Origin of the sequence: Neiella litorisoli (assembly GCF_014773395.1) — a bacterium.
Taxonomy (GTDB): domain Bacteria; phylum Pseudomonadota; class Gammaproteobacteria; order Enterobacterales; family Neiellaceae; genus Neiella; species Neiella litorisoli.
In genome coordinates this window covers 1-24,794 of record NZ_JACXAF010000014.1, presented here as the reverse complement: position 1 = coordinate 24,794, position 24,794 = coordinate 1, and the positions used below count along the sequence as shown (strand labels likewise).

14 protein-coding genes are annotated in these 24,794 nt (G+C 50.0%); 6 read left to right on the top strand and 8 right to left on the bottom strand.

Annotated elements, in window-relative coordinates; translation table 11 throughout:
• Window positions 1–10: 10 nt before the first annotated feature.
• The 6 genes from hfq to IC617_RS11340 form a co-directional block, all read right to left on the bottom strand.
• Window positions 11–277 carry an RNA chaperone Hfq gene (hfq, locus tag IC617_RS11365; RefSeq protein ID WP_191145117.1) on the bottom strand — a complete coding sequence of 89 codons (267 nt, stop codon included), beginning with the start codon at window positions 275–277 and terminating at the stop codon, window positions 11–13.
• 80 nt (window positions 278–357) lie between these two features.
• Window positions 358–1,263 (bottom strand): tRNA (adenosine(37)-N6)-dimethylallyltransferase MiaA, encoded by a 906-nt coding sequence (gene miaA, locus IC617_RS11360; protein ID WP_191145197.1) that lies wholly within the window; start codon window positions 1,261–1,263, stop codon window positions 358–360.
• 49 nt (window positions 1,264–1,312) lie between these two features.
• The gene (gene mutL, locus IC617_RS11355; protein ID WP_191145116.1) at window positions 1,313–3,085 is read right to left on the bottom strand and encodes a DNA mismatch repair endonuclease MutL; all 1,773 of its coding nucleotides are present in this window, start codon (window positions 3,083–3,085) and stop codon (window positions 1,313–1,315) included.
• On the bottom strand, window positions 3,082–4,410 hold the full coding sequence (locus IC617_RS11350) for an N-acetylmuramoyl-L-alanine amidase (RefSeq protein WP_191145115.1): 1,329 nt from the start codon (window positions 4,408–4,410) through the stop codon (window positions 3,082–3,084). Before IC617_RS11350 ends, mutL begins: the two co-directional genes overlap by 4 nt.
• A 20-nt stretch (window positions 4,411–4,430) precedes the next feature.
• Window positions 4,431–4,895, bottom strand: coding sequence for a tRNA (adenosine(37)-N6)-threonylcarbamoyltransferase complex ATPase subunit type 1 TsaE (gene tsaE / locus IC617_RS11345; RefSeq protein ID WP_191145114.1), 465 nt, complete (start codon window positions 4,893–4,895; stop codon window positions 4,431–4,433).
• Entirely contained in the window at window positions 4,888–6,399 is a 1,512-nt protein-coding gene (locus IC617_RS11340; RefSeq protein WP_191145113.1) for an NAD(P)H-hydrate dehydratase, read from the bottom strand. The genes tsaE and IC617_RS11340 overlap by 8 nt, the downstream gene beginning before the upstream one ends.
• Window positions 6,400–6,405: 6 nt before the next feature.
• On the opposite strand from IC617_RS11340, the gene queG reads away from it, so the two are divergent.
• Window positions 6,406–7,557 carry a tRNA epoxyqueuosine(34) reductase QueG gene (gene queG, locus IC617_RS11335; protein ID WP_191145112.1) on the top strand — a complete coding sequence of 384 codons (1,152 nt, stop codon included), beginning with the start codon at window positions 6,406–6,408 and terminating at the stop codon, window positions 7,555–7,557.
• Between the two features lie 78 nt (window positions 7,558–7,635).
• Here queG and IC617_RS11330 read toward each other — a convergent pair whose 3' ends face one another.
• Entirely contained in the window at window positions 7,636–8,241 is a 606-nt protein-coding gene (locus tag IC617_RS11330) for a GntR family transcriptional regulator (RefSeq protein ID WP_191145111.1), read from the bottom strand.
• 271 nt (window positions 8,242–8,512) lie between these two features.
• On the opposite strand from IC617_RS11330, the gene IC617_RS11325 reads away from it, so the two are divergent.
• The 3 genes from IC617_RS11325 to IC617_RS11315 all read left to right on the top strand — a co-directional run bounded on the left by IC617_RS11325 (window position 8,513) and on the right by IC617_RS11315 (window position 14,883).
• A complete protein-coding gene (locus IC617_RS11325) occupies window positions 8,513–10,834 on the top strand; it encodes a beta-galactosidase (RefSeq protein ID WP_191145110.1) in 2,322 nt (773 codons plus the stop codon).
• A 190-nt stretch (window positions 10,835–11,024) separates the two neighbouring features.
• Entirely contained in the window at window positions 11,025–13,352 is a 2,328-nt protein-coding gene (locus tag IC617_RS11320) for a beta-galactosidase (RefSeq protein ID WP_191145109.1), read from the top strand.
• Between the two features lie 73 nt (window positions 13,353–13,425).
• Window positions 13,426–14,883: a sulfatase-like hydrolase/transferase gene (locus IC617_RS11315; RefSeq protein WP_191145108.1), complete on the top strand. Its 1,458-nt coding sequence runs from the start codon at window positions 13,426–13,428 to the stop codon at window positions 14,881–14,883.
• Between the two features lie 732 nt (window positions 14,884–15,615).
• Here IC617_RS11315 and IC617_RS11310 read toward each other — a convergent pair.
• On the bottom strand, window positions 15,616–16,749 hold the full coding sequence (locus tag IC617_RS11310; RefSeq protein WP_191145107.1) for a mandelate racemase/muconate lactonizing enzyme family protein: 1,134 nt from the start codon (window positions 16,747–16,749) through the stop codon (window positions 15,616–15,618).
• Between the two features lie 397 nt (window positions 16,750–17,146).
• Here IC617_RS11310 and IC617_RS11305 point away from each other — a divergent pair, with 397 nt between their 5' ends.
• Both IC617_RS11305 and IC617_RS11300 read left to right on the top strand, forming a co-directional pair.
• Window positions 17,147–20,629: a TonB-dependent receptor gene (locus IC617_RS11305; RefSeq protein WP_224745957.1), complete on the top strand. Its 3,483-nt coding sequence runs from the start codon at window positions 17,147–17,149 to the stop codon at window positions 20,627–20,629.
• A gap of 545 nt (window positions 20,630–21,174) precedes the next feature.
• Window positions 21,175–24,648 carry a TonB-dependent receptor gene (locus IC617_RS11300; protein WP_191145105.1) on the top strand — a complete coding sequence of 1,158 codons (3,474 nt, stop codon included), beginning with the start codon at window positions 21,175–21,177 and terminating at the stop codon, window positions 24,646–24,648.
• The last annotated feature ends 146 nt before the right edge of the window (window positions 24,649–24,794 follow it).

Sequence of the window (24,794 nt, the reverse complement as noted above, 5' to 3'; positions counted from 1 at the left end):
CATCACGCGATTATTCAGCACCACTGTCAGAATCAGATTTACCTGGTCCTGAGTGCTGTTGAGTCACATGCTGCACTGGACGAGCTGGCACCACGGTTGAAATCGCGTGCTTATAAACCATTTGGTTGACAGTGTTTTTTAGCAGAATGACAAACTGGTCAAAAGATTCAACTTGGCCCTGAAGTTTGATGCCATTTACCAAATAAATTGAAACAGGAATACGCTCTCTGCGCAGCGCATTCAAAAACGGGTCTTGTAAAGATTGCCCTTTAGCCATGGAAATAGTTCCTTTTTATTAAAATTTTGTAATTAGATCGTTTAAACATTTTCTAAGTGCGGCAAGTATAACTCACATCATCAGGACTGGCGAAGCCCTGTTAATGCAATAACTTGCTGCAAATTCGTTGCTGAATGTGTATCGAGCCAGTTCACTTCTGGCCAACCCCGTAGCCAAGTCATCTGACGCTTGGCTAACTGGCGGGTTGCAACAATGCCTCGATAGACCATTTCATCATAGTCGATTTCACCCGCCAGATAGGACCACATCTGCCTATATCCGACACTCCGAATAGATGGGAGTTCCGGATTTAAATCTTGTCGTTCAAATAATTGCTGAACTTCTGCCTCAAAGCCTGCGGCCAGCATTTGCTCAAAACGAAGCGCAATCCGCTCGTGCAATACTGCGCGATCTGCAGGGGCAATAGCAAATTGTATAAAGCGATACGGCGCTTTACTTTGTTCTTGTTTCGCTTGCAGCTCGGTCAATGACTTGCCTGAGATTCGAAACACTTCGATGGCCCGACTTAACCGTTGCGGATCATTCGGGTGAATCCGCTGCGCCGCAACTGGGTCGAACTGCGCCAATTGCTGATGTAACGCTTCCCAACCCTGTTGCTCTGCTTCCGCTGCAATTTGCTGACGTATCTGCTGATCGGCACTCGGCAACGATGACAGCCCGTCAAGCAATGCTTTGAAATAAAGCATGGTGCCGCCAACCAACAAAGGCGTTTTGCCAGCAGCGGTGATCTCAGCCATATGGGCTAACGCATCTCGGCGAAAGTCTGCAGCAGAATAAGCTTGAGCAGGATCGATGATGTTAATCAGCCGATGCGGTGCACGACTTAACTCTGCGGCGGTAGGCTTAGCCGTACCAATGTCCATACCGCGATACACCAATGCCGAATCGACGCTGATGATCTCGCAGTTATATTGCTCTGCTAGGGTTATCGCTAAATCGGTCTTCCCAGACGCGGTAGGCCCCATCAGAGTGATCGCCAATGGCCATCGTTCGGCTTCGGACACGTTGCTCTACTCAGTTAAATAAAGTTGCCAACAAATCGGCAGGCACTTTGCGCCAATAAGGCGCCGACATATTTTTCGTTGCTGACAACAGCACTTGCGGCAATCGTGATTGCCAATGCGATGTCGAAAAATCCATCGTCAGCAGTCTTGCCGCGGTTGTTGTTTGCTCATTGGATTCAAGCGTTTGTAGCAACTCATCAAGTTGTTTTGCTAAATCAGTATGACGCAGCATCGCCGGCAAACTACGGACGATTAGTTTATTGGGGCGAGGCAACGCGATTTCAATGCCAAATTGCGCCGCGTAGTCTAGGCACTTTTGCCAGCGTTGATGTTGTTCTGGCGCAATGGAAACGGCCATAGGCAACAGCAAAGGCTGCGACTGCCACGGCAGTGGTATTAAAGTAAGTGCCAACTCTGAGATCGCCAATCGCAGATCAAGCAACCAAGGTTGCTGTTGCTCGAAGAGCAACACAAAATTCGGCTCCAGCAAAACATAAGCGTGATCAGCTGCTGCCTGTGGTGCTTGGGATTCAACGGCAATCGTCGGTGATGGATTGGCTGGCGCAGCAACCGGAGCAATCAGCGCCTGATAGGTATCAACCGCAGTTTTCGAAGGTGAGCGCTCAGCGACCCAATGCGGCTTGTTTGGCCGAGGGCTGTTGGCATAGTTCGGCGGTGCCGGTGACGGCGTCGACTGAGCGGGAGGCGCCGCTAGAATCTCGCCAGTGTCGTGGTCAATGTACTCGTCAGCTTGCTGACTGTGTGGCCCATCATCAACATTAAGCTGGGTTTGCTGCAACGCCTGTTCAACCGCCTGCACCACAAAGTCGTGTACCAATCTGGTTTCAATAAAACGCACTTCATGCTTGGTCGGGTGAACATTGACGTCTACTTGGTCAAACGGTAAATCAAGGTACAGCACATAACCGGCCAAACTGGTATCGGCAATGACATTGGAATAAGCCTGCTTAATGGCGTGGGTAACCACTTTATCGCGGATCATCCGGCCATTAATAAAGGTGTATTGCGATGGATTTTGTACCTGACAAGCCATCGGCTTGAGCAACCAACCAGACAATTTTAAAGTGCCCGCATCCTGCTCAATCTGAATCAGCTCACGACAAAATCCTGCCCCACAAATCATCTGTAAACGCTTCAGCTTCGCCGCATCGGTATGACAACGCGGCAGGTTACGAATGGATTTGCCGTTATGGCTGAGCGCAAAACCAACATCAAAGCGCGACAAGGCTAAGCGCTTGATCAATTCATCGATATGATGGAATTCGGTTTTATCCGCTCGTAAAAATTTGCGTCGCGCTGGCGTGTTAAAAAATAAGTCGGCCACTTCAACCGTGGTGCCAATCGGATGCGCCGCTGGCCTAAGCTGCACTTGCATGTCACGACCTTCGGCATAGGCAAGCCAGGCTTCGGCTTGCTCTGCAGGTTTTGAGGTTAACGTCAGCCGCGACACTGAGCTGATACTGGCGAGGGCTTCGCCGCGAAAGCCCAACGTCGCAATGGATTCAATATCATCAAGCGAATGGACTTTACTGGTAGCGTGACGGCTCAAAGCGAGGACCAGCTGGTCTTTGTCGATGCCACCACCGTTATCGCGGATCAGCAGTTTCTTCTGACCACCGCGCTCCACTTGCACTTCAATATGAGTGGCCTCGGCATCAAGACTGTTTTCGACTAACTCTTTGACAACCGAAGCGGGCCTTTCCACCACTTCACCCGCCGCGATTTGGTTCGCTAGACGGGGCGGTAAGATTTCAATCGTCATGATGAGCTGCCGGGAATACGAAGTACCTGGCCGATTCGAACGACATCAGACTTTAACTTGTTTTCTTTTTTCAACTTGCTGACCGACGTGTTGTAGCGCGAAGCAATCAACGACAGCGATTCGCCACGCTGCACCACATGCTGACGACTCTTATTTCTCGCCAGATAGGAGCCATGGGGCGGGTATTGTTTAAAGTAGTCTCGGGTGCCGCGGAATATTGCCAGCGCCAGTTTGTCTTGATGGCTTGGCGTCGACAACAACTTGGCTTCAGTCGGGTTGGAAATAAAACCCGTTTCCACCAAAATCGAGGGAATGTCGGGGGATTTGAGTACCGCTAAACTGGCTGCTACCGGCTTTTTCTTATGCAATTTGGTGACTTTGCCCATCTCTTTAACAATGCGGGCGGCCACTTCCTGACTCTCCACCATGGAGCGGTCCATCGACATATCAAGCAGCGCTCGGGCGACATATTTTTCACTGCTGGTGTTTTCAATGACCTCGGCAGCACCACCGAGCAGTTCAGAATGCTTCTCGGTTTGCTCCATCCAACGACCAATCTCTGAATTGGCTCGGCCCTGCGACAGCACCCACACTGACGCACCGCGCGGCTGCGGCGAAGTAAACGCATCGGCGTGAACCGAAATCAGCAAATCAGCTTGCCGTTTGCGGGCGATTTCCGAGCGTCGATTGAGGTTCACATAGTAGTCACCGGTGCGAACCATGGTCGCTTTCATGCCTTTTTGCTGATTGATGTAATTGGCTAACCGCTTCGCAATCTGCAGCGTAATACGCTTCTCAAACCGTTTGCCGGGACCAATGGAGCCGGGATCTTCGCCACCATGACCGGCGTCGATGGCAATAATGACATCGCGGTCCTGACTGACTTTTTCACTGGCATTGATGGCTTTAGCTGGCTCGCGCGTGTCAAACGCATCAATGACTAAGCGATCGCCATAAGGTTTAGTTGGCGATAGCGGGAAAAGTACCGGTTTGACCGGACGGGAGAGCTCTAACACCAAGCGCAGGGTGCCTTTTTCTGGTGGCTTAGAGGTCCGGATTTTCTTGACTAACTTGCTGTCGAGCTTGATTTTACTGAGGTCGACTTGGTTAGCCGTTTGCTTCAAATCGACCACTAAGCGATGCGGATTGGTGAGGCTGAAATACTTGTAAGAAGGTTGTTCGGAGAGATCCAACACCACCCGCGTCGAATCAGGCGACGGCCATACACGCACCCCATTGAGGTCATTGGCATAGGCCGCAGCCGAGCAAGTCAGCAAAATCACTATGCCGACCAATAAATTGATTAGTCCCCTTGCGCGCTCCATGACACTCAACACCATCGTTTTTAGTTTGCCGATAACGCCTCTAGCGTGCGTTTTGCCAAATCACTGTGAGCTACCAGTCGTGCCATTCGGCCCTGCCCCTCATAGCTCAATGTAATCTCCAGATCAGGCGCAGGCAATATGCCTTGGCCACATTCTGGCCATTCAATCAGACAAAGTGCATGACCATCAAAATATTCGCGGATCCCCATGAATTCCAATTCTTCCGGATCGGCAAGCCGATACAAATCGAAGTGGTAAACCTCATGACGATCAAATTGATAGGGTTCAACCAAGGTATAAGTGGGACTTTTAACCGCCCCTTGATGGCCATAGCCTCGCATTACACCGCGGCTCAGGGTTGTTTTACCAGCACCAAGATCACCATGTAAAAACACCACTGCAGGTAATTCTTGGTGACGGGCTAATGCTTTACCTAAGGCTTCTGTGGCCGCTTCATCAGCCAACGGATACAACAACTCAGTCATTACTCGGATTTACTAATCGTCTTACGTGTGGATACAAATCACTGGCCAGCATGCCGCGCTCGCCAAATTCAGCCGCTAAATCGGCCGCATCACCATGAATACAAACCGCCAGACAGGCCGCTTCAAATGGCGGAATACCCTGCGCCAGCAAGCTGCCAATGATACCACTCAAGATATCGCCCATCCCACCGCTAGCCATACCTGGGTTACCAACTCGGCATACCCGCATGTATTGACCATCGGTCACTAAGGTGCCTGCACCTTTGAGAATGACAATACCGCCGTACTTTTTCTGCAATGCGGAAGCCGCAGCAAAGCGGTCGAGTTCAACCTCTTCGATGGTCATATCGAGCAATCGCGCCGCTTCTCCCGGATGAGGAGTGAGGATCCAATTATCTCGATAGGACGGATTATCGGCCAAAATATTCAAAGCGTCGGCATCAACGACCAAGGGCACATCGGTTTCGAGCACCATGGAGAACATGGACTGTCCCCAATTTTCAGTGCCCATGCCTGGGCCCACCACAATCACTTTGGCGACATCAGCAATGGTTTGGCGCAATGTCGGGCTGGCAGTTTGGGCACCAGAGACAATTAATTCTGGGCGATGGGATAAAATCGGCCCAATGTGCTCAGGGCGACTGATCACCGTTACAATCGCGGCGCCGGCGCGCTGACAGGCTTCAGCCGCCAGACGAATGGCTCCGGGCATACCTAAATCACCACCCACCACGTATACCTTGCCGCACATCCCTTTGTGATACGTGCGTTGGCGAGCACGCAAAAAGTGCTTGAAGTTGGCGTAGCGAACTTGCTCGACGTGACTATCAATTTGGGCCTGAAAAGCTTGCCGAATTCCTAGCTCATCAAATTCGATATCACCAACAAAATCAGGCGCTCGACCGGTATACATGCCCTGCTTGCGGGCAACAAATGACACCGTCATTTCAGCTTTAACCGCCGAACCCAACACCTTGCCGGTTGTGCCACATAAGCCAGAAGGAATATCAACCGCGCATACCGGTTTACCAAGCTGATTAATGACTTCAATCATGTAGTCGAACGGCGCTTCTACCGGACGATTGAGGCCGGTGCCCAACAGCGCATCGACAATAATGTCGGCTTGTTCGAGGTTGGCTTCATCAAACGGCAAGATTTGACCACCGCTTTGCAGCCATTTATCCCGAGCTTGCGCCGCCTCGCCAGTCAAGGTCGCCGGATCGCCGACCTGAATCAGCTGCACCCCAAAACTATGCTGACGCGCCAAGCGGGCCACCACGTAACCGTCGCCACCATTATTACCGCGGCCACACAAGATCAGTAATCGTTGTTTATTGAGCCAGCGCCGCTTAATGGCGTTAAAGCACGCTTCGCCTGCACGCTCCATGAGCGCAGCGAGGGTCGCGCCAGCCATTTGTGCTGCCACGGGTTCGTATTTGCGGACTTGTTCGGGCGTATAGAGCTTATATGGTAAACTCGCCGGAGAAACGTCAAATTCAGTCATGAGCTTATGTCGGCACCGAGTGAAACAGAGTTGAGTGAACTGACCAACCTTATCAGGCAGTGGAGTAAATCGCTAGGTTTCGCCGATGTTGGCTTTAGTGATTTGCAGCTCGCTCATCATAAGCCAGCCTTTGAGCAATGGCTCGAAGCGGGTTACCACGGCACCATGAGCTTTTTGGAACGCAACGGCGAGTTACGCTTCCAGCCCGAGTTACTGCACCCCAATACGGTCAGCATTATTTCCGTGCGGATGGACTACTTACCCCATGATGCCCGCTTTGCCAGTGACCTAGATGATCCCGCTCAGGCGTATATTTCGCGCTATGCCGTTGGTCGCGATTATCACAAGGTGATGCGCAAACGCCTCAAGCAACTGGCCGATAAAATTCAACACTATTGTGGCGACCACTTTGGCGAACCGAGCGATGGCCGCCCTTTTGTGGATTCGGCGCCAGTGCTCGAACGCCCAGTGGCTGAAAAAGCAGGGCTCGGCTGGGTTGGCAAGCACTCACTACTACTCAATAACGATGCTGGCAGTTGGTTTTTTCTCGGCGAATTAATGATTAACCTGCCTCTGCCAGTCAATGAAATACGGGCAGTCAACCAATGTGGCGACTGTGTGGCCTGCCTCAAGATCTGCCCCACCAACGCCATTGTTAAACCTTACGTGGTTGATGCCAATCGCTGCATCTCCTATCTCACCATTGAACATGATGGCGCTATTGATCAGGAGCTACGGCCGCTGATCGGTAATCGTATTTATGGCTGTGATGATTGCCAATTGATCTGTCCGTGGAATCGTCAAGCGGAACCGACCGATGAGCCCGACTACCAGCATCGGCCAGTGTGGCAGCACCATGACTTAGTCACCTTGATGAGCTGGGATGAAACCACTTTTCTCAATAACACCGCTGGCTCGCCGATTCGGCGCATTGGTTATGAACGCTGGCAGCGTAATATCGCCATTGCTCTGGGTAACGGCCCGAGCAGCGAAGCGGCACTAGCGATACTCAAGCAACAACGCGGGCATGTTAGCGAACTGGTCGATGAACATATTGATTGGGCGCTCGCGCAACTACAGCAGCCACCGGCGCCATCACGGAAAACAGCCCGCCTCGTGCGTGCCATTCGCACCGGTTTGCCGCGTGATGCCGATTAAAACGGACTGATTTGGGCAATAAAAAACGCTGCACCTGAACCAGGGCAGCGTTTTTTTAACTCTTTGAAAGAGTGATGATTACTTAATGTTCTTGCGAATCGCTTCAACCGCCGCTTTGTAATCACGAGCACGAAAAGCGTTGACGATATCTGTGTGCTCGTCGACCAGCTTGTCGGCATTTTTAATCCGGTGATAGTTCATTCGCATGCGGATCACGATCGGATACCAGATATTGAGCAAGCTGTCGCCACCGCCGAGTTCGACATAATACTGGTGAAAAGCAATGTCGGTTTTGGTCAGCTCGGTAAATTCGCCGGCTTCAAACAATTCTTCCATTTTGGTGATCAGGCTTTCCAAGTGTTCCAGCTCTTGATCAGTAATGGTGTCAATTAATTGCTTGGCGGCAAATTCTTCGATTTTTTTGCGCAAGGCAATGCTGAGCTTTTGCATGTCTGGCGTTAGCGGGCTATTCACCGATGAGCCAACATTATCCTTACTCACCAACAAGCCTTCTTTGGTCAATTTGAGAATGACATCGCGGACTGGGCCGCGCGACACGCCAAAGCGTTCGGCCAACTGGTGCTCATTTAATTTGGTATTAGGAGCTAAGTCGCCAGAAATAATGTCAGAGCGCAGTGCGTCAGCAATTTGTTCTCGAACTGAAATAATTTTTTTTGCTCTCATCCCTAATCCCACGATTGCTTGTTTTCTAAAATCAATTGTTAACTTGTTTTCTGCCAGCGATTGTATCTTTCCATCGCTGGCAAAGTCCAGAAAACGGCCCATTTGTCACGTGCATATTAGTCACAAATTTGTTAACGCAACGATAAAAAACCGTGCAAATGTGACAACAATCTAAATTTGAATACTTTACACTGTTAACAATTAACACATAAAGACCTCTGCTATATATTGAGGGCTTGTTTACCGCCAGAATAACGCTAGAGAAATAGTCATGACATCTCGTTCAATTAGTACTGCCGCAATCATATCCGCTTTATTATTCGGCTGTGATTCTGGTCAGTCTTCGCAGCCTCCTGTAGCCCTTACTTCCGTTGCCAACGATGCTTTGATGCCGTTGAGTACGGCGAGCAATCCACTCAATATCGAATTTGAAAATGCCTCAGGCTCGGTTTTAAAAGAAGGCGATCAACAACGTTTACAAGTCTTGTTTGCCGGTAAGAGTCACCTCTATTCAGCGGTCATACTGCGACCCGAGCAACCATGGGATTGGAGCGACTTGGAAGACTTCCATCTGGCGATGGACATTGCCAACCCCGGCGATCACTCGGTACAGATCTTTCTCGACATTCAGGATATTGACGGCGCCAATTACACCCGCTCGGTTGCGATCCCAATGGGGCCAAGCAAAACCTACTATGCCAAAATTCATGGCCATGATCTGGCCACTCCCGACGGCGAAGAAAACGTCGAACTGAATTTCTTATCTGGGCTGCGATCCAATCCAGACACTTGGCAATCGGACGATACCCAGTTTATCTCCATGTGGGGCCAGAAAAATCTCAATATCAAAGGCATTACCGAAATCCGCATTAGCGTGCAGCACAACCTGTTCGATAAAGAATTAGAAATTACTAACCTCAGATTGCGTAAAAACCCAGCGTTTAATGACAAATTCCTCACCGACATCGTCGATCAATTTGGTCAGAATGCCAATGTCGATTTCCCCGGCAAAATCCACAGCCTAGAAGAACTTCAACAAGCGCGGATCAATGAAGCAAAAGAGCTAACCGGCCAGTTGATGCCAGAATTCAGCAAATTTGGCGGCTGGAAAAACGGCCCGAAACTCGATGCCACCGGCTACTTCCGCACCGAGAAGTATCAAGGCAAGTGGAGCTTGGTTGACCCAGAAGGCTACCTCTATTTCGCCACCGGTTTGGATATTTTGCGCCTAGCCAACTCATCCACCATGACCGGCTACGATTACGACAACACCCTGATTGATGATGTCTACGACGATGGCGTCACCCCTGATGATTCCAAAGGCCCTGCCGCCATCAACCAAGCCGCATTGCCAACTCGCCACTTGGTGTCGGAGATGCGCAACAAGATGTTCACCTGGCTACCATCGCACGATGAACCACTAGCGAAATGGTATGGCTATCGGCCGTCAGCGCACTCAGGCGCCATGACGAAGGGCGAAACCTTTAGTTTTTACGGCGCCAACTTGGAACGCAAGTACGGTGAGCAAGCCCCCATCGATGCTTGGCGCGAAGTGACCGTGAAACGAATGATGAGCTGGGGTTTTACCTCGCTGGGTAACTGGACCGATCCAAGCTTCTATGACAACAACAAAGTGCCTTTCTTTGCCAATGGCTGGATTATTGGCGACTTCAAAACCGTTTCCAGCGGCAATGATTTCTGGGCGCCGCTGCCCGACGTATTCGATCCAGAGTTTGAACGCCGCGCATTTATTACCATTGAAGTAGTGGCCCAGCAGGTCAAAAACTCGCCTTGGTGTGTCGGTATTTTTGTTGATAACGAGAAAAGCTTTGGCCGTGGTGCTCACCCTGAAGGCCACTATGGCATTGTCTTCCACACCCTACGCCGCGATGGTGCCGAAGTGCCAACTAAAGCAGCCTTCACCAACATCATGAAGGATAAGTATCAAACCATCGATGCGCTAAACCAAGCTTGGGACAAGTCCTTCGGCTCGTGGGATGAGTTTAACCAAGGCGCCGACTCGACTCTAAATACCGACGCTCAGCTCGCTGACTACGCGATCCTGCTGCACGCGTACGGTGCCAAATACTTTGAAACCGTTAATAAAGCGATTGACCACTATCTGCCAAACCACCTATACCTTGGCGCCCGCTTCCCTGACTGGGGCATGCCAAAAGAAATCATTGAGGCCGCCGCCAAACACGTCGACGTGGTCAGCTACAACATCTACAAAGAGGGCTTACACCCGCAGAAATGGGGCTTCCTCGATGACATCGATATGCCTAGCATTATCGGTGAGTTCCACATCGGCGCCATGGACAACGGCTTGTTCCACCCTGGGCTAATTCATGCTGCTGATCAGAACGACCGCGCCCGAATGTTCGAAGAGTACCTGCATTCGGTGATTGATAATCCTAACTTCGTTGGTGCCCATTGGTTCCAATACATGGATTCACCGATCACGGGACGCGCGTTTGACGGCGAAAACTACAACGTTGGATTCGTCAATGTCGCCGATACACCGTATCGACCAATGGTTGAAGCGGCACGGCGCGTTAATAGCAGCATGTATCAGCGCCGCTTTGGCAAATAACACTAACTCGCAGCGGCCTAACTGTCGCAACAGCACAAAACGGACGCTTCGGCGTCCGTTTTAGTTAACGAAATGTGATCAATGACAAAACCGCCACAATAATCAATTGTTAACAATCTACAAAGGAAATAAGCTAACCCCTAAATACCCAAAGCCCACTACGATCATAACCATTAGGGAGCTCGGCCCGATGAAATCATCATCATTTCTCATCGCCCCTTTAATGCTGGCATTGCTAGCAGGCTGCCAAGCCGATAATGCCACTGAAAATAAAACCATTAATGCGGCAGCGCACCCCCAACAAGAAATTGCACCACTACTGGATTTAACCCAAGCGACCATTCCCGCAGCGGTCAAATTCTATAACGCCAGCGGCGAAATGCTGGCCGGTCAAGGTCTGCATGTTGAATTTGACACCGCTAAGCACAAATACGCTTCGGTCATGATTGAACCAGAAACACCATTTGATTGGAGCGATCTGCAAGACTTCAACCTTGCCATGGATATAGCCAACGCCGGCGAGCGCTCGGTCCAAATTTATCTGGATATGACCGATATCGACGGCGGCAACTACACCCGCACCGTTGCCGTACCAGTGGGTGACAGTAAAACCTACTACGCCAAAATGAGCGGCCACGATTTAGGTACGCCAGATGGCGAGGAACATCAGGAACTGAACTTCAAATCAGGACTTCGCAGCAACCCGCCGACATGGGAATCCGACGAAACCATGTTCGTTTCCATGTGGGGCAAGAAAAACCTGAATCTCAAGGGGATCAGCAAAATCATTATCAGCGTACAAAGCTCGCTCTATGACAAAGAGATCACCCTGAGCAATGTTCGTTTGCGCCAAAACCCGCCATTCAATGAGAACTTCTTAGATCATATCGTCGATCAATATGGTCAGAATGCATTGGTTCATTTTGAAGGCAAAGTGTATTCCCAAGCTGATTTAGACAAAGCCCGCGAACAAGAAACCCCCGAGCTGACTGGCCAAGTCATGCCTGGCTACAGCAAGTTTGGCGGTTGGGCTGATGGCCCGAAACTCGAAGCTACTGGCTTTTTCCGCACCGCAAAATACAACGGCAAATGGTCGTTGGTCGATCCTGAAGGCTACCTCTATTTTTCCACTGGTTTGGATATTGTCCGGTTGAACAATACCGCCACCATGACCGGCTTCGATTACGATCAGGCGAAAATGAAACCAGAAGAGCGTAACGGTATCAGCCCAGAGCACCGCACTGCCGATCAGCGCATCAATAAACGCGCTCAGCGTTCACGCTATGTGGCTTCCGACACCCGCGCACGGATGTACCGCTGGCTACCTCGCTTTGAAGACAAATTGGGCCGCTGGTATGGCTATCGCCCTTACGCCCACTCTGGCGCATTGAAGAAAGGCGAAAGCTTCAGCTTCTACGGTGCTAACTTGCAACGCAAATATGGCGATGCCGATCCGCTCGGCGCTTGGAAAGAAGTCTCGATCAATCGGATGCTGAGTTGGGGCTTTACTTCACTGGGCAACTGGGCCGATCCAATCTTCTACGACAACGGCAAAATTCCTTATGTCGCCAATGGTTGGATCAATGGCGATTACAAAACCGTCTCCAGCAACTTTGACTTCTGGGCACCAATGCCAGATGTATTTGACCCTGTGTTCGAACAAGCGGCGATCAAAACCGTGAAAAAAGTGGCAGCCGAAGTCAATGACTCGCCTTGGTGTATGGGCGTGTTTATCGACAACGAGAAGAGCTTCGGCCGCGGTGAAAACAATGACCTGCACTACGGTATTGTAATTAACACGTTAGGCCGCGACGGCGCTGATGTGCCCACCAAAGCCGAGTTCACTCGCTTGATGAAAGCCAAGTACGGCACCATCGAAGCCTTGAACAAAGCTTGGGATAAAAACATTGCGTCATGGCAGGCCTTTGATAAAGGCATCGATTCGTCGCTTACCAATGAGACTCAACTGAAAGATTACGCTGATCTGCTTCATGCCTACGGTGACAAATACTTCTCGATTGTCAGCGCGGCAATTAAGAAATATCTGCCAAATCACATGTACTTGGGCTCTCGCTTCCCTGACTGGGGTATGCCAATTGAGATTGTCAAAGCCGCTGCTAAGCACGTCGATGTAGTGAGCTACAACATCTACAAAGAAGGCTTGCACCCAGAAACGTGGGGCTTCTTAGCTGACATTGATATGCCAAGCATCATCGGTGAATTCCATGTCGGCGCCAACGACAACGGCTTGTTCCACCCGGGTTTGATTCACGCGGCAGATCAACATGATCGCGCCGACATGTACACCGAGTACATGGAGTCGGTGATTGAAAATCCGTACTTTGTTGGTGCTCACTGGTTCCAATACATGGACTCGCCAATTACCGGCCGAGCCTATGATGGCGAGAACTACAACGTTGGTTTCGTCAATGTCACCGACACGCCGTATCGTCCGATGGTTGAGGCTGCTCGGGCATTACACAGCCAAATGTATCCAAATCGCTTTAACAGCAACTAGTTCAAATCAACTGACTCAAGCCACTCTCCGGAGTGGCTTTTGACTTTCTGAAGACAACACTCAGGTATTGGAAATGATCAATCACTGCCGAAAAATACTAGCCGCGTTAGCCCTGCCGCTGCTGCTCATTACTCAGTTACAGGCGGCACAACAACGTCCCAACATCGTCATTATTCTGGCCGATGATTTGGGTTACAACGACGTCGGTTTTACCGGTGATACACCGATTCAGACGCCCAATCTTGACCAATTAGCCGCAGATGGCGTTCGCTTCGACAATGCATACGTTACTCACCCTTACTGTGGTCCATCCCGCGCAGCACTGCTAACAGGACGCTATCAAGCGCGTTTTGGCATGGAAAACAATGTCACATACGCGCCTTATGATCGCCATATGGGGCTGCCACTCGACCAAACCATGTTCCCCAAGCGACTGCAACAAGCGGGCTACAAGACAGGCATGGTGGGTAAGTGGCATTTGGGCGGGGCGTTGCACTTCCAACCTCAAAACCGTGGCTTTGATTACTTCTATGGCTTTTTAGGTGGCGGCCATAACTACCACCCTGACGACGTTGCCGTTGGTCATACCGACGAATATTGGATGCCGATGGTGCGCAACGGTAAGCCAGCCGAGTTTGATGAATACATGACCACGGCCCTGAGCAAAGACGCTGCCCAGTTTATTGAGCGCAATGCCGAACAGCCATTCATGCTGTATGTGTCCTACAACGCACCGCACACACCGCTGGAGGCCCCTGCTGAACTGATTGCTAAATACCAGCACCTGGATAATCCCAATCGGGCCATTTATGCCGCCATGATTGATTCCATGGATCAAGGCATTGGCCTGTTAGTCGACACGCTGAAGCAGACCAATACCTTCGACAACACCTTGATTTTCTTCCTATCAGACAACGGCGGCGTCTACCCAGAGTACTGGCAGCCGAACTTTGATTGGTCGGATAACTCGCCGTTCCGCCGCGGTAAGGTGTCGTTGTTTGAAGGTGGCATTCACGTGCCATTCATTGCCCACTGGCCGGCCAAAATCGGCAAAGGTCAGGCATTCACCGGCTTGGTGTCGTCACTCGATATTGCCGCTACATCACTGGCTCTTGCAGGCGCGGATACGAGCGGACTTGAGTTGGACGGTAAAAACCTGATCCCATATCTTGATGGCCGCAAAACAGGCTCGCCCCACCATGCGTTGTTTTGGCGCTTGGAAGAAGCCGATCACATCTGGGCGGTTCGGACGGAAAATGCCAAATACATGCGTCAGTTGTTTAAGGGCGTCGATGGCCCAGGTTTCTTTGATATGGCCGTTGACCCAGCCGAGCAAAACAACCTTTACGGCCAGCGCCCAGAGCAGCAAGCTCAGTTAGCGGAGTTGTGGAATCAGTGGAACAGTAAAAACCAGCAAAATGTATTGGAGCAAGCTGGGCCTTACAAAAAGAGCATCACTGAGTTTTATGATCAGCACTATCAACAACGAGTGAAGCAGGCTCAAGAGCGGCAAAACTACGTGGTGAAGTAACCTTTGCCAAACTGACGAAAGGACTTGAACCTCGCAAGCTTTTGCCGAAGAGATGCTGCAGGAGGCCAAATCAGGGCTTGATCTATGGCAGCTCCCATTAGCGAGTAGTGACGGCAACCAGCAGCTAAGTAGTGACGCTCCTCGCTGGCAATGTCTCCGTAAGGGCTTGCAAAAGCTTCTGCCTTTGCGATTGTCAGAGGAACGAAAATTCCTTTAGCAAGACGCTAAAACAAAAAGTCCACAGAACGTCAAAGCGATAGTGAGCAGTAACTAAGTCGTGCTTCAACAAGCAAGGAAGCTTGTTGTAGAGCGCTCCATGGATGGACTTGAGCGTCACTACTTAGTTGCTGATTACTTTCGCTCCTCGCTGGCAATAACTTTGTAAAGGGCTTGCACGAAGTGATTCGAAAGCTACCCCCTCTGCGATTGTCAGAGGAACGAAAATTCCTTTAGCAAGACGCCGTAAAATCTTTGCTGCCGGGCTCCTGCCCTTGGCAAAGTCCCTCTTCGGCCTCCTGCCTTCGCGACAAATTAATTAATTTGTCCCTTGATGGCTCTACTGCCGCTTCCTTGCGGCAGAAGCTTGCTGCAGGAACTTTCGCCCCTCTTCCCAAGTACCGTTACCGCCACAGCTTTGCAAAGTACAAAAAAGCCCTCAACAATGTGAGGGCGAAAGTGTTGCCACCGGCCACACGGTGGACTTGAGTACCAACTCAAAAATCAGCGAATCAGTTACAGCATCTTCTGGTGGGGGCGCAGAAGTTGCAGATCAAACTCAACACCAGTACCCGGAGTGTCTGGCGCCACTGCTAAGCCTTTCTCATCAATCACCAGCGGACGCTTGGTGTATTGATCAATAGGGAAAGAGTGCACTTCCATCATGCCGCAGTTTGCTTGTGACGACATCAGCGACACATGCAACTCTTGCATGCCATGGCTGCACACCGGCAAGTTGTAAGCATAAGCAAGTTGCGCGGCTTTCAGCCAACCGGTAACACCACCAATGTTGGATGCATCCGGCTGCAAGAAGCCTACTTTGGCTTGCTGCGCCGCATAGTTGAATTCATAAATGGTGTGGAGATTTTCGCCCATTGCTAGCGGAATGTTGATTGCCTCAGCAATGCGTGCATAGCCTTGATAATCATCAGGAATTGTTGGCTCTTCAAACCAGCCAATATTGTACTGGTCAATGGCGCGACCAAAACGGATCGCCTTTTCAACCGTCAACGAATAGTTGGCATCAACCATAAACTCCAGATCCGGGCCAATCAGCTCCCGAACCGCTTTTACCCGAGCCACATCTTCTCGGTAGTCTGCTTTACCGACTTTAATTTTGACCGCTTTAAAACCGTTATTGAGGTAGCCCTGAATATTATCCAGCAGCTTGTCTTGGGAGAAGTTCAAGTCAATGCCACCAGCGTAACAAGGCGTCTTATTGCTGGCGCCACCGGCAACTTTCCAAAGCGGCAAGTTCAAACGTTTACATTTGATATCCCACAAAGCGATATCAACAGCTGAGATAGCAAAGCTCAGCAAACCGCCGCGGCCAACATAATGCAAATGATATTGCATGCCTTCCCAAAGATGCTCGATGCGAGCTGAATCGAGCCCTTGTAACCAAGGTTTCAATTCATCATTCAGCAGCGAGTAAATCGCTCGGCCGCCCTTGCCGCCGGTGTAGGTATAACCGCAACCTTCAAAACCGTCGGCGGTGCGAATGCGGCATACCACTAATTCGAAGTGGTAGTGGTCACCATGTTTGGCGTCAGATAGCACTTCGGCCAATGGGATCTGATAGTACTCTACGCCAACGGATTCAATTGCAGTGTGCAAGGCCGCTGTTTCGAGTCGACTGATAGCTGTCATTGAGTTCGACTTCCCTAGCTAAAATTTCATTAACCAAACTATATATTGTTAACGATATACATTAAACATAAACTCAATATTTTCTTGATCTAGCATTGCTATTCTGTGATCTACTCGTCAAACAATCAGTCCATAATCAAACAAAGCCATTCTCTCAAAGCCGCGTAGTATCAAGCCTCAGCAGTTTCAAATGAAAATGAAGATCCGCTTCACACTTTTATAATATTGATTACGGTTAATGGTTTATTGTTAACAATATTCATTGATCGACAGCCTCTTGCGGTGGTATTTTTCACATCAATTTTCAGGCAAGGAAACACGCCAGTAACAAACTTGCGTTAGCCACTTCATTTATTTTTTCGATTCATAACAACTTTCCTTGGGGGAAACTATGGCGATGAAACCTTCTGCTTTTCGCCTCAGCAATGTCTGTATGGCAGTGCTTGCAGTACTCAGCACCAGCGTTCACGCGCAGGATGCCACTGGCCCAGAACAAGATCAGAAAGACCCAAATGAGGGTGTTGAAGTCATTCAGGTTACCGGCCTCAAAGCCAGCCTGAAGAAAAGTATCAACGACAAACGCTTTGCTGAGACTATTTCTGACTCCATCAACTCTGAAGATATCGGTAAAACCACCGACCAGAACATTGCCGACGCGCTGTCTCGCGTCACTGGTGTATCGGTTCGTAGTGAAGGTGGCGAAGGTGCCAACATTACCGTTCGTGGTGCCAACTCACAGCAAAACAACATCAGCTTAAACGGTGTTCAACTCGGTAGTACCGACTTCAGTCAGGGCGTTGACCTGTCGCAATTCTCCGCCGATATCCTGTCAAAAATTGAAGTGGTGAAAACGCCAAGTGCCGACCATGAAGAAGGCTCACTGGGTGCCAACATCAGCTTAAGTTCAGCCAAACCGCTGGATATGAACTATTTAGTGCGCAACCTGACCTATCAGGCTCGCTATAACGATCTTGCAGAAGAGTACGATTACAAACTGTCGGGCGGTTACTCTCACAAGTTTCTTGATGAAACCTTTGGTGTCTTAATCACGGCGTACACCGAGACCAACACAGTGCGCCGCGACGAGTTCTTTGCCAATGACTGGCGTGTGCGCCATTCACCACTGGCGACCGATCAAAACGGCAATTTAGTTGAAGATGCTTATGGCTTGTCGAGCTACAACAATGAGTATCAAGCACACCTCCAAGATCGCGATCGTTATGGTGTTGACCTTGTCATGCAGTGGGCGCCAACGGAAGACACTAGCATGGATTTCAGCTTCAACTACTCAAAGCAAGAGCTGGACTCAACCATGCACGGCATTCGGACGCGCGGCTCAGACTATGCCAACATGGTTGAAGGTGAAGCGACTGATTTCAACCCAGATATTATTGGCGACTACACGGACCCAACTGCTGACTGGCACACCATCAACACCAAGACCAATACTTTTACTAAGTGGGAAAATCGCTTCGGTCTGGGCGATCTGGTTCAGTCAATTGGCAAGTTCGACAACATCAACAAAATTGCTTCGTTTAACATCGAGCACCAATTGACTGACGACATCAATGTCCGCACCGGTTTAGGTTACTCGAAGGCAGAGCAAGTGCCAGACAACAACCTATATGTGGTTCTGCAAAACTGGGGCAATGTCAATCCAACCGTATTGACTCACACTTCACCAGAAGACATTGAGCCGGTAGGTTACGACTGCACTAAGGGTGGCCGCTGCGTGTTGTCTTCAGGTACTGGTGTTATCGACTACGGCGAAAACAACACCTGGGGCGATCCAACGGCTGTGTGGGACAACCGCACCACCACCGGCTTCAACCCCGATGACTTAGATGCCCAGCACTTGTCATACATGGGTCGTACCATGAACAACGTTGAAGACGAGCAAAAATCGGCTTACATCGATGTGGACTGGGATGTGGAGCTAGGGCCGCTCACTCAAATTGAGTTTGGTGCCAAATTCTCCAATCGTAATAAGTTCGTTGACGCCCAAACCACCAGCTATAACTCCATTGGCGAAGGTGTGGTGGTGACCAACCCAGACACGGGCCAGCCTGCTGTGATCACACCAGGCTTGAAAGACATCGACACGGCGCTGTTTGCCACCAACGAGCCGTTCCCAGTCAGTGACTTCATGGGCAGCTTGGGTTATGGCCGCGATAACATTACCGACGGCTGGACCACCTTCTCAGCGGAGAAAGCTTTTGAAGCGGTTCAAGGCGATCCAAAAATCGGCATCATTCCCGATAAAACCAACACTCGTGAAACCGAGCTGGATAACTTTGCAGTCTATTTAAAAACCAAGTTTGATTTGTTAGACGGTCAACTCACCGGTGATGTTGGTGTCCGTTATGTCTCAACCGATGTCACTGCCAATGGCTACTCGGGCGTCAACTTCTTCTACGATCCAGCGAACATGGGTCGTGTGCAAGACCCATTCAAGCTGCAACAGTTGCGCAACACCAGCAACCCGCTATGCCCAGAAATCTCTTGGTACGGCAATGACTGGAGCGCGGAGTCGCGTTGGTCTCGCGTGGATGGCCTCGGCTACGATACCAAAGGCACCAGTGACTTCCGCGATGACACTCGCTTGGCCGATGCTGGCGCGTGTCACGATCCGCGCACTCTGCTGGGCAGTGGCGAAAATACCTGGTGGTGGCTGTGGCGTCATTCGGATATCTCGACTGAGAAACACTATGTGTATGGTGAGCGCCAGTTTGATGACAACGGCAACTTAGTGGCGACCGAAGATCGCTCCAAGCGCTCCTTCGCCGTTAAAGACACTCACGACTACGACTTGTTCTTGCCGAGCCTGAACCTGAACTACGTCATTAACGACGACATGATTGCTCGTTTCGCGGTTTCTAAAACCATGTCTCGGCCACAAATCGACTCGTTACGTCCGGGCTTTAAAGTCACTGAAACCATTTGGGGCGGCGATAATCGCAACAACACCATCACCCTGACCAATACCAAGCTTGATCCACTTGAATCAAATAACTTGGATCTATCGTATGAGTGGTACTTCAATGAATCAGGCATGTTGGCCATGGGTCTGTTCTACAAAGACATGACTAACTTTGAAGAGTCTGAAACCATTGTCACCTACATGGATGATCTGCGTGATATCGGTCTTGACCCAGATGCGCCGCAATATGACGTCAACGATTTGGTACTAATCGCCGGTGTCGATAGCCTTGAGCAATGCATGCCGAAACGCTTCATGCTCGATAGCGACTTTGAGTCGGATTGGGTTCACTCTGGCGAGCTGGAGCAAATGTGCGCTCAGTTCAAAACCACGCGCATTAAGAATGGTAAAGGCGCCAGCATCAAAGGTGTGGAACTGCAATACATGCAAACCTTTGATGATCTGCCAGGTTGGTTAGCCGGTTTAGGTTTACAGGCCAACTATACCTACCAAGATAGTGAGTACGATCAGGAAGTGTCTTCAATTGATGAAAGCGTCATGCTGCCATCACTGCCAGTGACTTACACCCCTGAGCACAGCTACAACGCCACCGGTTTCTGGGAAATGGATGGCCATCAGGTACGCTTGTCGTATCAGGGCACCACCGATCAATTGGCACAACGCTCTTGGGAAAACGGTTCACTGTGGGAAGAAGGTCGCCGCACCTTGGATTTATCGGCAACCTATCAGCTCAATGAGCACGTTGCCTTTACCTTCCAGGCGGTTAACCTGACCGATGAAGGTGTGCGTCAATACTACACCAGCCGTTTCTTAGAGCTGAACGGTGAAGTCCTAGACGAAGGTAGTCCAATGGACGATGGTGCTACTAAGTCACGTACCGTTCGCGACTACCGCACTGGTACCAACTACCGCTTAGGTGTTCGGGTTAACTTCTTCTAATAGATTAGCAGCCTAAAACGCCAATAAAACCAGCTCTTCCGAGCTGGTTTTTTTATGCCTTGCGCAAAGTAAAACGGCTCTAAATAACGACAAAGGTCAACCAATATAACCACTGGTAACCAACAAAAGTGCGGTTTCGCTAGCCGCCAGCCCTCACCTTATGAGCAATCAATCCAGTTAAAAAACCGCCAACAACCTAACGCAGCCGGATTCATTCAAGACTAAACCAAACCCACTTAAAAACCTTAATTTTTGTGACATTAATCGTTTTCACAAAAACCATAAACGCATAAAAACCAGCAAAACCATGGTTAACAATCAACCAAATTTATTTGATTGAAAAAATAAATTTACCCGCATCAACAATTAAGAAGGCAGTCACACTTTTGAAAATCGGTCAACAAACACACGACAATTGTTAACAATTCACATTGATCAGAATGTTACGGCAGTGTTAGGTTCGCAACTAATGGTTAACTGATTGGATCGATTTCCACCAGCGACAACCGTTAGAATCGAACTATAAGTACCTCGGGGGAGGAAACATGAACACAAAACACACACCCTTTCGCTTGAGCGCTGTCTGTTTGGCAGTTGCTTCTGTGATGAGCGCCAGTGTCTTCGCAGCGGAAGCAGAAGAAACGGCAGAAGCCAGTGCCGAAGAAGTTGAAGTAATTGAAGTCACCGGCTTACGTGGCAGTATCAAAAAGTCAATTAACGACAAGCGCTTTGCGCAACAAATCGTTGACTCTATCAATGCTGAAGACATTGGTAAGTCAACTGACCAAAACATCGCCGAGGCGTTAGGCCGCGTGACCGGTGTATCTGTCCGCACCGAAGGTGGTGAAGGTACTCAGATCTCCGTGCGTGGTACCAACTCGCAACAAAACAACATTAGCCTCAACGGTGTGACCTTGGGTAGTACCGATTTCAGCCAAGGCGTTGACTTATCTCAATTTTCATCTGACATCCTGTCAAAAATTGAAGTTGTTAAAACACCAAGTGCTGACCACGATGAAGGCTCGCTCGGTGCTAACATTAACCTGACCTCAGCCAAGCCATTGGATCTGAACTATAAGGTTCGCACTCTGACCGGCCAAAGCCGTTACAACGACTTGTCCGAAGAGCATGATTACAAAATCTCTGGCTCATTCTCTGAGAAATTTTTTGATGAGACGTTCGCATTTCTGATCACCGCGTACAAAGAAACCAATACGTTCCGCCGCGATCAATTTGAAGCAACAGACTGGCAAGCACAGCACTCTCCTGTTGCCCGCGATCAAGACGGCAACCTATTAGAAGACGTTTGGGGCATCACGCCATTCCGCTCAAAATACCAGTACTACGAGGAAGATCGTGACCGTATGGGTGTTGATTTGAGCTTGCAATGGCAACCAGATGAAGACACCAACATTGATGTCAACCTCAACTACTCCAAGCAAGAATTGACCAGCGACATGCAGGCAGTCATTGCCCGAGGCTCCAACTGGGGCAACTTGGTTGCAGGCCAACCAACTGATTTCGATCCCAATATGGTGCCGGAATACACTGACCCAGAAGCCGACTGGCACACCCTGAATACTGACACCATGATGTGGACGAAATGGTTAAACCGTTTCGGTTTAGGTGATTTGGAAGCGGCCTCAAATGATCTGGAAAACATCAACAAAGTAGCCTCATTCAAGGTTGATCATCAGTTAACCGAAACGGTCAACATTCAATTTGGTGCGGGCTATTCCAAAGCAGAGCAAGATCCAGGTAACGCGATTTACACCAACACCCAGAACTTCGCCAACATGAACTCGTGGACCTTGTTCCACACCTTGCCAGAAGATTTGGAGCCTGTGGGTTACCAATGTAACAAGAGCGGTAAAAAATGTTCTCTGGTCGGTGGTGAAGGCTACATCGATTACGGTGAAAACAACGACTTTGGCGATCCAAATGCCGTTTGGGATAACCGTTCAACCACGGGCTTTAACCCACAAGAACTGGAAGCACAGCACTTGGGCTACCTAGCTCGGACCTTGCGCGCGGTAGAAGATGAGCAGAAAAACGTTCACTTTGACGTCGATTGGGACGTTGAATTTGGCCCGCTCACTAAAATTGAAGTGGGTGCTAAATGGTCTAACCGCGACAAATATGTCGATGATCAGGTGTCTAACTTCTCATCTGTTGGTGAAGGTGTGGTTGTCACCAACCCTGATACCGGTGAGCCGGTGACCTTCCAGGTTGGTTTGAAAGATTTGACCGGCGATATGTACGCTGCCGACGGTAAATTCCCTGCCAGCGGATTCATGTCGGGCCTAGGCTACAAGCGCGATATGTTTACCCGTGGTTGGAATCACTTCGATCCAGAAAAAGCTTTTGAAGTTGCCCTTGGTAGTGCCGAAGTTGAAATGAAAATTGACGACTCAGCCACTCGCTGGGCTGAGCTCGATACCATCGCGGCTTACTTCAAAACCGACTTTGAGCTGCTCGACGGTCAACTTACCGGTGATGTTGGTGTGCGCTATGTGAAAACCGATGTTGATACCAAAGGCTACTCAGGTGTGACATTCCACTCTGACCCAGGTAACTTGGGCCGAGTATTCGATCCGCACCACATGGCCGAAGTGCGTAATTCTGCCAACCCAGCATGTCCTGACATTATTTTCTACGGCACCAACTGGAACGAAGAAACCCGCTGGTCTCGCGTCGACGGTCTGGGTTACGACACCCTTGGCACCAATGACAAGCGTGATGACGTCAAGATCCCAGATGCCGGCGCCTGTTATGACGCCCGTGCCGAACGTGATTCGCCAGAAGGCGGCACCTGGTGGCTATGGCGTCACTCTGATGTCTCAACCGAAGCCTACTATGTCTACGGTGATGAGCGTCGTTACGATGACAATGGCAACCTGCTGCCGACCGAAGACCGCAGCAAGCGTTCATTTGGCGTAGAAGATGAGCACGACTACGACATCTGGCTGCCAAGCTTGAACCTCAACTACATCATTAATGATGAAATGATTGCCCGTTTCGCCGCATCGAAGACCATGTCGCGTCCGCAAATTGACTCACTGCGTCCAGGCTTCAAAGTGGTTGAGACAGTTTGGGGTGGTAATGACCGTAACAACACCATCACCCTGACCAATACCAAGTTGGATCCACTCGAGTCGAACAACCTCGACTTGTCCTTCGAATGGTACTTCAACGAAGCGGGTATGGTTACTGCGACCGTGTTCTACAAAGACATGTCCAACTTCGAAGAGTCAGAAACCGTCAATACCTACATGGATGACTTGCGTGGCGTGGGTCTAGACCCAGATGCGCCAGCTTATGATGTCAACGATCTGGTTAAAGTAGCCGGTGTCGACAGCCTTGAAGGCTGTATGCCGAAGCGTGCCCAGATGGCCAACGAGCTGTATGAAGACTGGTGGTATTCCGATAACTTGGAAGACACTTGTGCAGTCTTCAAAACAACCCGTATCCGCAATGGTAAAGGTGCTGACATTAAAGGTTTAGAACTGCAATACATGCAGACCTTTGATGAGCTGCCTGGCTGGATGGCAGGTTTAGGTGTGCAAGCCAACTACACCTATCAGGATAGTTCTTATGATCAGGAAGTGTCGTCAATTGATGACAGCGTCACCTTGCCAGAGCTACCAGTGGCTTATACCCCAGAGAACTCATACAACTTCACTGGTTTCTGGGAAATGAATGGCCATCAGGTGCGTTTAGCTTACCAAGGTACTGATGACCAGCTGGTGCAGCGTTCTTGGGAACAAGGCACACTGTGGGAAGACGGCCGCAATACACTCGACTTCTCAGCCTCTTATCAGTTTAACGAACACATCCTGTTTACCTTGCAGGCGGTGAACCTGACTGATGAGCCAGTTCGCCAATACTTTACCAGCCGCTTCCTCGACTTGGGTGGCACAGTATTGGATGAAGGCGACAGCGGCCCGTCAACACGTACCGTTCGTAAGTACCACACAGGTACCACTTACCGTGCCGGTATTCGGGTGAACTTCTTCTAATAAGTCCTCAACCGACATTTGTGTGTGAAACGTTTAGCCAGTCCCTCGGGGCCTGTCTCTTGATCACATCTTAGAGTTCAAGAGACTTGGCTAATTCGTACCCTTCAAGGATGGCTTGTAATTTGAGCCATCCTTGCCACAGCACT